Origin of the sequence: Nocardia sp. NPDC059154, from assembly GCF_042755705.1 — a bacterium.
Taxonomy (GTDB): domain Bacteria; phylum Actinomycetota; class Actinomycetes; order Mycobacteriales; family Mycobacteriaceae; genus Nocardia.
On sequence record NZ_JBHZCS010000026.1, the window covers coordinates 68,029 to 79,161 of the forward strand.

Here is an 11,133-nt window from a genome sequence, read left to right on the forward strand (position 1 = left end):
TCGCTACAGGCTGACTCCCACGGTCACAGGTTCCGGATCCAGATGAATGCCGAAGCGCTCAGCAACCCCCTCGCGAACCGTGCGGGCGAGGGTCACCAGATCGGTCGCGGTAGCCGCGCCCCGATTGGTCAGCGCCAGCGTGTGTTTGGTCGACAACCGCGCTGGAGACCCGTCGCCCGGAAAGCCCTTGGCGAAGCCGGCGCGCTCGATGAGCCAGCCCGCCGAGAACTTTACCCCGCCGTCCGCGGGATAGGTGGGCACGGCCACGTCCGCCCCCAGATGTGACGCGATCGCCGCGCGCACCGTGGCCACCTGTGCGTCCGGAATCACGGGATTGGTGAAAAACGAACCCGCACTCCAGGTGTCGTGATCGGCCGGATCCAGCACCATGCCCTTACCCGCCCGCAAACGCAGCACCGAGGCGCGCACCTCCGCCGCGGGCCGGGACTCGCCTTCGGTCGCACCGAGCGCGTTGGCCAGTTCGCGGTAGGCGAGCGGCGCGCTGGAACCGTCAGCACGCAGGGCAAATTCGACCGCCAGCACCACGGCGGCGGCACTGTGCTTGAGAACCGAAGTGCGATAACCGAATCCGAGCTCCTCCGGCCCGGCCCAGCGAATCTCGCCGGTCGCGCGGTCCAGCAACCGCACCCGGCGCAGCAAACTCGCCACCTCGACACCGTAGGCGCCGACATTCTGGACCGGTGTGGCACCGGCCGAACCGGGAATTCCGGACAGGCATTCGAGACCGCCCAAACCGGCTGCCACGGTCGCGGCCACCACCGCGTCCCAGTTCGCGCCCGCCTCGGCGGTCACCGTGTCACCGGTGATCTCGACGTCCTCGGTCGCGATCCGCACCACAACCCCGTCGAACCCGTCATCGCCGATGAGCAGGTTGGAGCCACCCGCGATGAGCAGCACCGGAATTCCGGCCGCGTCCAGTTCGCGCACGGTCGCCACCAGGGCGTCGGTGGTCGCGCAGTCGGCGACCGTGGCCGGACCGCCGACCCGCAGGGTCGTCAGCTCCGCCAACGGGACCGCGGCACGCAGCCGCGCACCGGTCGCCGTCAGCCGGTCCCGCAGGTCGTCGAACGACACCACCCGAGAAGTACGCACAGGCACAGACGGTAGCCTGTCCGACCATGGCGACACCTCTGGCCTTCACTGCGCACTCGACACATCCCATGGCCGCGGTGCGCGCGGCGTTCGCCGACGAGCAGTACTGGAAGGACCGCATCGAGGCGGTCGGCGGCCCCAATGCCCGCATCGAGAACCTCGTCATCACCGGTGACCAGGTGCGCGTCGACATGGTGCAGACGATTCCGGCCGAAGAGCTGCCCGCGCAGATCACCGCGATCAAGCCCGACGGCCTGACCATTCCGCGCACCGAGACCTGGCACGGCAGCGGCGGCACCGTCGAGGCCCGCGTGGACGGCGCGCCCGCCACCGTGAACGGCACCCTGACCGTCACCGACAACGGCTCCGGCTCCACCTTCGTGGTGGACGGCTCCATCGACGTGAAGATCCCGCTGTTCGGCAAGAAGATCGAGGCCGCCATCCAGCAGCACCTCACCGAGCTGCTGGAGCGCGAGGCCGAGTTCACCGACACATGGCTGAGTTCGCATTGAGCACCCCGGTTCACCGCCGGCAACCCGCCCCAAGGTCGCACTGACCGGGGTCGCCCGGCAGTAACCTGAGCGATCGTGGCACGCCGACTCGACTACTCCGCGCGGTATCCGCTGCACACCACGCAAGAGGTGTACGCCGCGATGATGAACCGCGAGCACTGGGATGCCCGCATCGAGGAACTGCGCAAGCATTCCCCGAACGACATCGTCAGTCTCGACTCCGGGGAGCACGGCATCACGATCGAACTGCGGCACGTGCTACCCCGCGACACCCTGCCCGAGATGGTGCAGATGGTGGTGCACAGGGACATGGTGATCACCCGCCGGGAAACCTACGGCCCCTACGGACCCGAGGTGACCGGCGAGTACACCGCCGAAATCCCCAACAGCCCAGGCACTCTCGGCGGCACCATGCGTTTGTTTCCCACCGAGACCGGTTGCACGCTGCGCACCTCCTCGCGGGCCCAGGTCCACCTTCCGTTCTTCGGGCGCAGGCTCGAACAGCTCATGCTGGTCAACCTGGTGGACCTGTTCCGCGCCGAAGCCGAGGTGACGAAGGTTTGGCTGGATCAGCAGCACCCCGTCGGGTAGCCAAGCCGATCGGCACGATCACCCGCGGCACCACCGGCATCAACCGGCTGCGCCGCGGCGATCGCTGGATGGCGCACGACTCCTTTGTCGCCGGACGATTGCTGGATGCCGCGGAGCCGCTCGTGGTGGATCTCGGATACGGCGCCAGCCCCGTCACCACCCTGGAGATGGCGGCCCGGCTGCGGACCGTCCGGTCGGACCTGCGGGTGGTCGGCCTGGAGATCGATCCGGAGCGCGTGGTTCCCGGCCGGGACGGGGTGGTGTTCGCGCGCGGCGGTTTCGAACTCGCGGGCCTGCGTCCGAGCCTGGTGCGGGCCTTCAATGTGCTGCGCCAGTACCCGGAATCCGCTGTCCCCGAAGCCTGGTCGACCATCCAGTCCGGTCTGGCTCCGGACGGCCTCCTCCTCGACGGCACCTGCGATGAACTGGGCCGCCGCTGCGCCTGGATCCTCCTCGACCGCACCGCACCCCTCTCCCTGACCCTCGCCTGGGACCCCTTCACCGTCGGCACCCCCTCCGACATCGCCGAACGCCTCCCCAAGGCCCTCATCCACCGCAATGTCCCCGGCGAACCCATCCACACCCTGCTCACCGCCGCCGACCGCGCCTGGGCCGTCGCCGCGCCCCTGGCCCCCTACGGCCCCCGGGTCCGCTGGCGGCACGCCTCGAACCTCCTGCGCGAGCAGGGTTTTCCGCTCCGCCCCTACCGCCGCCGCCTGCGCGACAACCTGCTCACCGTCCCCTGGTCCGCCGTCGCACCCCTGCCCTGAGCGGGTACGCCGACCGCACGCGGATCATGGGAGCCTGTGGCGCAGCTCCTGGATCGTGCCGGAGATCGCGGCCGGGGCCAGCAACGAGCGCGGGGCGAAGGGCTGCCGCCAGAGGCCCCCGTGGGCCGCGCCGGCGGCGAAGAGGGCCTCCGGGTTGGCATTTCGGGGTTCGTCGTCCGCGAACAGATCCGCCACCAGTTTGGCGGCGAGCAGGGTGCGGGCGGTGGCGGGGTCGAAGACCTCGATGCCGAAACGGGAGGCGGCACGGTATGCCGCAGTGCGCCAGGGGTATTCGCGGGCGACGCCGCGGGTCCAGGCGGGCGGGGCGACCGTGAAGGACACGGTGTGCCCCGCCGCCCGGGCCAGGACGGCTCGCCAGCGCGGAAGACGTTGGGCCAGGGCGTAATCCGGTCCGGCCAGGGCGGGCAGATTGTCGAACAGACCCCAGGCCCCGCCCTCGGAGTCGAAGATCGGGCGCGTGTAGTTGAGGCGATAGAGCGAGTGCGGGGCCACGCGATGCAGGAGATCCTGGGCGCTGCCACGGATACCGCGCTCCGCCAAGCGATCCCGGGCCGCCGCCACCACGGAGGCGGGCACGGCGTAGGTGTCGGTCGGCGAGCCGAGCAGCGCGAGAGCGGCATCGGAATGATGCCGCAGCAGGGTTTCGGCGAGCACGTCGGACGCGGCGGCGAGCCGGACACCGGCCGCCCCGGGCAGCCCGGCATACAACCCGAGCACCGGCCGGACGTCACTGTGCGCGGTGATCCACCTGGCCAAAGCGGGAAAACTCCGGGAGATGTCCACGCCGGGTTCGCCGTCCGCGACCGGGAACCGCATGACCCCCGCCCCGGCCTTCGCGACCGCCCGCAACCGCTCCCATCGCGCCCGGCCCGGCCGATCCACCGCGAGCACGTCCGCGCCCCACCCCAGCAGCGGCCGCAGCGGTCCGAGCTCGGCGTCCGCACCGGTCACGGTCACCCGGAAGCCGGGCAGCCGCAACCATTCCGGATGATCGACGACCCGCTCGATCGCCGCCACGAAGTCGGCTTCCAGAATCCCGCGGGTCTGCCACTCGGCCAGTCGCAACCGCAGCGCGTCCTCGGCCAGCAGCAGCCCGCGCCACGGCACCTCGAGGCGTTTCACCGCGGGGGCCTCGCCCGGGACCTCGGCGGTCTCCAGGACCGTCCCGCCGGCCTCGGCGTCCACATCGACGGTATCCAGCGCCGCCACCGTGCGCCCGACCGTGAACCGCAGCATGTGCCGCACCGCGCCCAGCCCCACCTCGGCCATGCCGATCGAAACCTCCGGCGCGCCGATGGCGAGCGCCGTCATGCCCCGGAAAACCCGGTGGTAGCCGCGCCGCCAGTCCCGGCAGGTCTCCACCGACTGCGCCAGATCGGCGTCGTAGGGCCGGATCGCGTCGGCGACCACGGCCGCCGAGAACATGTCCGCGATCCGCTCGGGCGGGCCCGGCGGAAACACCAGATCCCACACGTCAGCACCGACCGTCCCCATGAACAGTCACCCTGCCATGAAATGAGCCGCCGCAAAACTCGACGACCACACCGCGAAAACCCCGGGAGGCCCCTAACGCGGGTCCTCCTGGGCGCGGGTCAGGGCCCGGTGCAGCCGGGCCGCCGTGGGCGGATCCAGAGCGGTACTGGCGGAACGAATTTCGGCGCGGGCGCAGCGGTGGATGGCGACCGCGTCGGCCACCACCTCGTCCAGCGCGGCCTGCCCGATCCCGGCCTCGGCCAGATCCAGCACGGTCCGCAGCGGCGTGGTCACCAGGAAGGCCCCCGCCGACTCCACATCCTTGCGGGCGAAGCTGCGCCGCAGCACCACCAGCCGCGGCGACAGCGGGAACCGCCCGACCCGCGCCGACAGGTGCACGAACCGCGGCCGCAACCGTCCCAGCCCGTGCAGTTCGGCGGCGCTGTGGTGCGAGACCGCCGCGGCCCCGTCGAACCAGGCCGACCACATGGCGTACTCGTCGAGCGGCCCGTCCGGCCAGTCGGCCATCCGCAGCAACCCGACCCCCGAACGCAGGATGCTGCCGTCCCGCAACCCGTCGCGAATCCGGACCTCACATCCGGTGCGCAGCACCTGACGGGTGGTGAAATACCCCGCGTGCCGCGCGGCCTGCTCCCGCAACGCGTGCCATCCGTACTCCGGATCGGGCTCCGGTGCCGCGTTCCCAGCCATGACATTCAGGATAAGCGGCACCCATGTGCGTTATGTCACAATCCACGCCCGTGAGCCGACACCTCACAGGATGCACAGAGCTCACTCAGAAAGCTCGGGAAGAATCGCCTCCATGAATTCGGAACCCACCTCGGACGACGCGATCAAGCGCGACGCCACCGTCGCGCAGCCGGACAACCCTGCCGCGCAGGCGGTCGAATTCGGCAAGCCGGACAGCACGCCCACCGAAGTCCTGGGTGCGGAGCACAACTCGCCCACCGAGGTGCTCAACGGCCAGGGCGCCACCACCGACTGGTGGAACGACCCCACCGCCCAGCCCACCCAGGCCCTCCACCCGGGCGAGGCGGCCTACGCTCCCGGCGCCACCGCCGGTCCGGGCCACTCGACCGGTACCGCGCCGACCACGGTGCTGCCGGCCGGCACCGACACCTCCGGTTCGATTCCGCAGCCCGGCGGTACGCAACTGCCGCCCGGCACGCCGCCACCCCCGATGAATGGCGGTGGCGGGCAGGGCGGCTCGTCCGGCAAGCGACGAAATCGCAAGCGGACCCTGCTCATCGTGGGCCTGGTGTCGACACTGCTGGTGGCGGGCGGCCTGGCGGGCGGTGAGGCCTACGCCCGCAACAAGGTCGAGAAGTGCATCAGCTCGCAGTTCCAGGCGCAGATGGGCTCCAAGATCGATGTGTCGTTCGGCTGGAAACCGCTGCTGCTCACCATGTTCGACCACAAGGTCGACTCGGTGACGGTGAACAGCGACGACTCCAAGTTCGGCCCGGCGCAGGGCATGGTCGTGCACGCCACCTTCAAAAACCTCGAAATGTCCGATGGCGGCAAGCAGGCCACCGTCGACAGCTCCACCGCCGATGTCACCTGGAGCACCGACGGCATCACGAAGACGCTGGGCGGCCTGGTCTCCGGCACGACCACCGATCCCGGCTCCGGCACGCTGAGCTTCGCGGTGCTGGGCGGCCTGGCCCAATTGCAGGTCAAGCCAAAGATTGTCGGCGACAAGATCGAGGTCGACACCCTGCAGGCCTCATTGCTCGGCTTCGGCCTGCCCACCGATCTGGTCTCGGGCATCGTGGATCTCATGACGCAGAGCCTGCAGAGCTACCCGCTGGGCCTGCAGCCCACCAAGGTCGAGGTCACCAAGGACGGCCTGCACGTCGCGCTGCAGGGCGGGCACACCGAGCTGAAGGCGGATCCGAACCAGCAGCAGCAACCGATCGACTGCTAGTCCGGAAACCCTTCCAGCACTTCACGAGACCGCGACAGTCCCAGCCGCGTGGCGCCGGCGGCGATCAGTTCCGCCGCCTGCGCCGCGCTCCGGATACCGCCGCTCGCCTTCACCCCGAGCCGCCCGCCGACGGTCTCCGCCATCAGCCGCACGGCATGCGCGCTCGCACCGCCCGCGGGATGGAATCCGGTGGAGGTCTTCACGAAATCCGCGCCCGCCCGCTCTGCGGTCCGGCACACCTCGGCAATGGCGTCGTCGGTGAGCGCGGCGGATTCGATGATCACCTTGAGCAGCGCCCGATCCCCGATCGCCTCACGCACCGTGACGATGTCCGCCAGCACCGCGTTGTAATCGCCGGCCCGCGCCGCGCCGACGTCGATCACCATGTCCACCTCGGCCGCGCCCTGGTCCACCGCCAGCCGCGCCTCGGCCCCCTTCACCAGCGAATGATGTTTGCCGGAAGGGAAACCCGCGACCGTGGCCACCACCAGACCCGGCGCCCGCACCGGCAGCATGGACGGCGACACGCAGATCGCGAACACGCCCAGTTCGCGCGCTTCGTCCACCAGCGCAGCCACCTCGGCGGGTGTGGCATCGGGCGACAGCAGGGTGTGATCGATCATCGCCGCCACGTCACGACGGGAAATCTGTGCCATGAGCACCGAGTTTGGCACACGCCCGGCGAATTTCGTTGCGGGCCGCCACCGTTGTCGCGCAGACTTGTAGGCGTGCTGATCCGTCGTGAACGTACCGGCGATGCCAACGCGATCGACGCGGTGCACCGCAGCGCCTTCGACCGCTCCGCGGATGCCGACGGTGATACCCCCTCTTCCGAGCCGATCGGCGACCCCGTCGAAGTCGGTCTGGTCCATCTCCTCCGCGACGACGGATCCGCCTGGATCCCGACCCTGTCGCTGGTGGCGGAGTTCCACGATCGGATCGTCGGGCACGTCTGCCTCACCCGGGCCGGCATCGGCCCGTTCCCGGTGCTGGCGCTGGGCCCGATCGGCGTCCACGCCGACCACCAGGGCAAGGGCATCGGCTCGGCGCTCATGCACGCGGCCCTCGGCGCCGCCGACGCTCTCGACGAACCACTGGTGGGCCTGCTCGGCAGCCTCGAGTACTACCCGCGTTTCGGCTTCGTCCCGGGCAGCCGGCTGGGCATCGTCCCCGACCAGGCGGAGTGGGCCACCCACTTCCAGGTCCGCCCGCTCACCGCCTACGAACTCGAGATCAAGGGCGAATTCCGCTACGCCGACGCCTTCTATACCTCGTGAAATGCATCGATTGCCAGAGCGACGACTGATTTCGTGCCGACAGGGGTAACTCGTCGGGCACGCCCAGAATTCGTTCGGCACCCAACCGCCGGCACGCGTGCATGATCGTTGGCGGCACCCGGCCGCGCGCTGAAGATTCGGGGAGGCGGATACTGCGCGGTATGAGTTCCACCCTGGACGACCGTCGCTACGTGCTCACCCTGGGCTGCCCGGATCGTCCCGGCATCATCGCCCGCATCACCTCGTTCATCGCCGATTTCGGCGGGTCGATCGTGGAGGCGGGCTATCACTCCGACCTGGAAACGGGGTGGTTCTTCACCCGGCAGGCGCTCGAGGCCGCCACCGTGCCGTTCGATCTGGACGAGCTGCGCAGCCGCTTCACCGCCGTCGCCGCCGACCTCGGCCCGGAGACCGACTGGCAGGTGCACGACTCCGGTGAACGCCGCCGCGCGGTGCTGCTGGTCTCCAAGGACGGCCACTGCCTGCACGACCTGCTCGGCCGGGCCACCAGCGGCGAGCTGCCCGCCACCATCGAGGCCGTCATCGGCAATCATCCGGACCTGGCCGGCATGACCGAGGCGCATGGCATCAAGTTCCACTACGTGCCCTTCCCCAAGGACCCGGCCGAACGCGGCCCGGCCTTCGAGCAGGTGCGCGACCTGGTCGACGCGCACGACCCGCATGCCGTGGTGCTGGCCCGGTTCATGCAGGTGCTGCCGTCGGAGCTGTGCGAGCACTGGGCGGGCAAGGCCATCAATATCCACCACAGCTTCCTGCCGTCCTTCGTCGGCGCGCGCCCCTACCACCAGGCCTTCGCCCGCGGCGTCAAGCTGATCGGCGCGACCTGCCACTACGTCACCGCCGAGCTGGACGCGGGCCCGATCATCGAGCAGGACGTCACCCGCATCGACCACTCCGACACCGTGCGCGACATGGTCCGCCAGGGCCGCGATATCGAGCGGGTGGTGCTGGCCCGCGGCCTGCGCTGGCATCTCGAGGGCCGGGTGCTGGTGCACGGCCGCCGCACCGTCGTCTTCGAATAGGACCCGAAAAGCCAACGCCCGCCCCGGTTTTCCCAGGGCGGGCGTTGTCGTCTCCGAGGTCAGCCGGCGACGGCGACCGGGGCGCGGCGCGACCGGCGGATCACGCGGTGCAGCTCCACATTGAACGCCTTCTCGGCCTCGATGTTCACCAGATGCCCGGTGGGCAGAATGGTGTACCGGTCGAGATGTCCGGCGGCGGCGAGGGTATCGGCGATCTCGCGCGAATGCACCTCCGGCAGCAGCCGATCGTGTGAGCCCGCGATCACCGTGGTCGGGACCGTCAAATGCGCTGCGGCACCGTGCAGATCGAGTTCGAGCAGGCCCCGGGCCACGGCCGCGCGCACCGACGGGCGGCAGGAACGGACGATCGAGGTGCCGAAGAGGATCTGGTCACGGGTGGCGGCCGGAGTCATCAGCCGATGCTTGGCGATCAGGTTGACCGCGGGGCCGCCGGGCAGCGGCACCGGCGTGCCGAACAGCGCCAGCGCCAGCCAGTCCGGGCCCGGGATCACATCATTGAGCAGCGGAATCACGGTGGCGCGGTTGGGAATCTGACGCGCGGCGGTGGTGGCCAGCAGCACTGCCGACGCCCGATGCTGGACCTGGTGCGGATAGCGGTCCGCCCACGCCTGAATGGTCATGCCGCCCATGCTGTGCCCGACCAGCACCGCCCGCCGGCCCGGACGCAGCACCGCCTCGAGTACATCGGAGAGGTCGTCCGCGAGCTGATGGGCGCTGAAAGTGCGTGTGCCGCTCTCGCTTTCGCCGTGGCCGCGCTGATCGAACGCGACCACGCGGTATTCGCCGGCGAAGGCGTTGATCTGCGGGTTCCAGTATTCGATGGCGCAGGACCAGCCGTGCGCCAGCACGATGACCTCACCGTCGGCCGGACCGTAGGCGTGCACGCGCAGCTTCGCGCCGTCACGCGTGGTGACGGGGATGACCTCGGTGGGCCGCGGGGTATTGAGCGATGCGGTCCGGTAATTCCGGGACCGCAGCCCGGAGCGGAAGGGCGCGGTCAGCGCGTCGGCGCCGACACCGGCCTCTGGCAGTTTCACCAGCATGAGCACTCCTTTGTGTTCCAGACCACCGTAGCGCGCTAACCAAAGTGCTTGCAATAGCAAGCAGGGATATATCTTCTTGCTCTACAACTATGTTCGTTGTGACTGCCGTCTTCGTTAAGGAACCTCAGGGGTGGGCGAGCCCACCCCTCAGGCGCCCACCACCCGCGCGGGGATTCCGAACGCAGACTTCGCGATCCGGTCGAGTTCGGCATTGAACTCCCGGTACGCCTCCACATTCCCCAGGTGACCGGTCGGCAGGATCCGGTACCCGTCCAGGCTGCCGGTCGCGGTGAGCATCTCGACGATCCGCTCCGAGTGCACCGGCGGGGTCATATCGTCGGCCGACCCGGCGATGACGGTGGTCGGCACGGTCAGCTTGGCCGCCCCGCGCCCGACATCCAGGTAGGACAGCAGAGTCCCGAACCGGCCGCGCACCCGCGCCGGGCACGAGCGCACGATGTTCAGACCGAAGGCGGCGACGTCGCCGACCGCGGCCAGACTCATGATCTGCCGTCGGAACACCCACGTCACCGGCAGGATCGGCGGGAAGAGAATCGGGGCGCTCAGCCCGAGCAGGCCGACCAGGAACGGCAGCCTGGCGATACCCCGATTGAAGAACGGGACCACGGTGGTCTCGGCGATCAGGTCGCCGGCCGCGGTATTGGTGAGCAGCACCGCGAGCAGCTGCCGCCGCACCCGCTGCGGATACCGGCCCGCCCAGGCCTGAATCGTCATGCCGCCCAGGCTGTGCCCCACCAGCACCGCACGCCGGCCCGGCTTCAGCACGGCGTCCAGGACATCGGCGAGATCGTCCGCGAGCTGGGCGGCGGTGAGCGGTGCGGTGCCCTCGTCGCTCTCGCCGTGGCCGCGCACGTCGTAGGCGATGACGCGGTATTCGCCGGCGAAGGCGTTGATCTGGGGGTTCCAGTATTCGAGGCAGCAGGTCCAGCCGTGCACGAGAACGATCACATCGCCGTCGGCCGGGCCGTAGGCGTGCACCCGGAGCCGGGCGCCATCGGAGGCGGTGACCGGGACGACCTCGCAGGGACCGGCCGGCTGATTCAGATCCGCATTGCCGTAGGTCCGGGTGCGCAGGTCCGCCCGGTGCTCGCGCACCAGGTCACGGACCTTCCGGCTGAGAATCGCCCGGTGAGGCAGCATTGCCCGCATAGGACACTCCTTTGTGTTACTGCTAGATACAGTAACCTGCACCGGCCCGGGTTTTTTCGTGTCAACACCCGCAAAAGCCCCCCGCCCGAACCCCCCCCCCCCCCCGTCAGCGCACCGCTTTTGGAGAAAAAAAACCCCACCCGCATGGTCC

Annotated in this window: 12 protein-coding genes; 6 read left to right on the forward strand and 6 right to left on the reverse strand. The window is 69.7% G+C overall.

The window, feature by feature from the left end; translation table 11 throughout:
* Positions 1 to 3: 3 nt before the first annotated feature.
* The gene (locus tag ACFXN1_RS22915) at positions 4 to 1,095 is read right to left on the reverse strand and encodes a UDP-N-acetylmuramate dehydrogenase (RefSeq protein WP_379438221.1); all 1,092 of its coding nucleotides are present in this window, start codon (positions 1,093 to 1,095) and stop codon (positions 4 to 6) included.
* Positions 1,096 to 1,139: 44 nt separating this feature from the next.
* Here ACFXN1_RS22915 and ACFXN1_RS22920 point away from each other — a divergent pair, with 44 nt between their 5' ends.
* The 3 genes from ACFXN1_RS22920 to ACFXN1_RS22930 all read left to right on the forward strand — a co-directional run bounded on the left by ACFXN1_RS22920 (position 1,140) and on the right by ACFXN1_RS22930 (position 2,986).
* Positions 1,140 to 1,625 carry a DUF2505 domain-containing protein gene (locus ACFXN1_RS22920; RefSeq protein WP_379399578.1) on the forward strand — a complete coding sequence of 162 codons (486 nt, stop codon included), beginning with the start codon at positions 1,140 to 1,142 and terminating at the stop codon, positions 1,623 to 1,625.
* Positions 1,626 to 1,700: 75 nt separating this feature from the next.
* Complete coding sequence (locus ACFXN1_RS22925; protein ID WP_379438149.1) at positions 1,701 to 2,216, forward strand: DUF2505 domain-containing protein; 516 nt, start codon at positions 1,701 to 1,703, stop codon at positions 2,214 to 2,216.
* Entirely contained in the window at positions 2,186 to 2,986 is an 801-nt protein-coding gene (locus tag ACFXN1_RS22930) for a class I SAM-dependent methyltransferase (protein WP_379438148.1), read from the forward strand. The genes ACFXN1_RS22925 and ACFXN1_RS22930 overlap by 31 nt, the downstream gene beginning before the upstream one ends.
* 24 nt (positions 2,987 to 3,010) lie before the next feature.
* Here the strand turns inward: ACFXN1_RS22930 and ACFXN1_RS22935 are convergent, their stop codons facing one another.
* Both ACFXN1_RS22935 and ACFXN1_RS22940 read right to left on the reverse strand, forming a co-directional pair.
* On the reverse strand, positions 3,011 to 4,501 hold the full coding sequence (locus ACFXN1_RS22935; protein ID WP_379438146.1) for a hypothetical protein: 1,491 nt from the start codon (positions 4,499 to 4,501) through the stop codon (positions 3,011 to 3,013).
* A gap of 72 nt (positions 4,502 to 4,573) precedes the next feature.
* Positions 4,574 to 5,191, reverse strand: a complete 618-nt coding sequence (locus tag ACFXN1_RS22940) for a hypothetical protein (RefSeq protein WP_379438145.1) — start codon at positions 5,189 to 5,191, stop codon at positions 4,574 to 4,576.
* Positions 5,192 to 5,303: 112 nt separating this feature from the next.
* Between ACFXN1_RS22940 and ACFXN1_RS22945 the strand changes: the two genes are divergently transcribed.
* Complete coding sequence (locus tag ACFXN1_RS22945) at positions 5,304 to 6,428, forward strand: DUF2993 domain-containing protein (RefSeq protein WP_379438143.1); 1,125 nt, start codon at positions 5,304 to 5,306, stop codon at positions 6,426 to 6,428.
* Here the strand turns inward: ACFXN1_RS22945 and deoC are convergent.
* Positions 6,425 to 7,084 (reverse strand): deoxyribose-phosphate aldolase, encoded by a 660-nt coding sequence (gene deoC / locus ACFXN1_RS22950; RefSeq protein WP_379399584.1) that lies wholly within the window; start codon positions 7,082 to 7,084, stop codon positions 6,425 to 6,427. The genes ACFXN1_RS22945 and deoC overlap by 4 nt on opposite strands.
* Before the next feature lie 72 nt (positions 7,085 to 7,156).
* On the opposite strand from deoC, the gene ACFXN1_RS22955 reads away from it, so the two are divergent.
* The gene (locus ACFXN1_RS22955) at positions 7,157 to 7,705 is read left to right on the forward strand and encodes a GNAT family N-acetyltransferase (protein ID WP_379438142.1); all 549 of its coding nucleotides are present in this window, start codon (positions 7,157 to 7,159) and stop codon (positions 7,703 to 7,705) included.
* A gap of 161 nt (positions 7,706 to 7,866) precedes the next feature.
* A complete protein-coding gene (gene purU / locus ACFXN1_RS22960; RefSeq protein ID WP_354847010.1) occupies positions 7,867 to 8,748 on the forward strand; it encodes a formyltetrahydrofolate deformylase in 882 nt (293 codons plus the stop codon).
* 59 nt (positions 8,749 to 8,807) lie between these two features.
* On the opposite strand, the gene ACFXN1_RS22965 is transcribed toward purU, so the two are convergent.
* The gene (locus tag ACFXN1_RS22965) at positions 8,808 to 9,812 is read right to left on the reverse strand and encodes an alpha/beta fold hydrolase (RefSeq protein ID WP_379438141.1); all 1,005 of its coding nucleotides are present in this window, start codon (positions 9,810 to 9,812) and stop codon (positions 8,808 to 8,810) included.
* 147 nt (positions 9,813 to 9,959) lie between these two features.
* Positions 9,960 to 10,982 (reverse strand): alpha/beta fold hydrolase, encoded by a 1,023-nt coding sequence (locus tag ACFXN1_RS22970; RefSeq protein ID WP_379438140.1) that lies wholly within the window; start codon positions 10,980 to 10,982, stop codon positions 9,960 to 9,962.
* Positions 10,983 to 11,133 lie beyond the last annotated feature (151 nt).

Coding starts and splice junctions, on each gene's coding strand:
- ACFXN1_RS22920 (WP_379399578.1), top strand. CDS start 1,140: ATGGCGACACCTCTGGCCTTCACTGCGCACTCGACACATCCCATGGCC.
- ACFXN1_RS22935 (WP_379438146.1), bottom strand. CDS start 4,501: ATGGGGACGGTCGGTGCTGACGTGTGGGATCTGGTGTTTCCGCCGGGC.
- ACFXN1_RS22940 (WP_379438145.1), bottom strand. CDS start 5,191: ATGGCTGGGAACGCGGCACCGGAGCCCGATCCGGAGTACGGATGGCAC.
- ACFXN1_RS22945 (WP_379438143.1), top strand. CDS start 5,304: ATGAATTCGGAACCCACCTCGGACGACGCGATCAAGCGCGACGCCACC.
- deoC (WP_379399584.1), bottom strand. CDS start 7,084: ATGGCACAGATTTCCCGTCGTGACGTGGCGGCGATGATCGATCACACC.
- purU (WP_354847010.1), top strand. CDS start 7,867: ATGAGTTCCACCCTGGACGACCGTCGCTACGTGCTCACCCTGGGCTGC.
- ACFXN1_RS22965 (WP_379438141.1), bottom strand. CDS start 9,812: ATGCTGGTGAAACTGCCAGAGGCCGGTGTCGGCGCCGACGCGCTGACC.
- ACFXN1_RS22970 (WP_379438140.1), bottom strand. CDS start 10,982: ATGCGGGCAATGCTGCCTCACCGGGCGATTCTCAGCCGGAAGGTCCGT.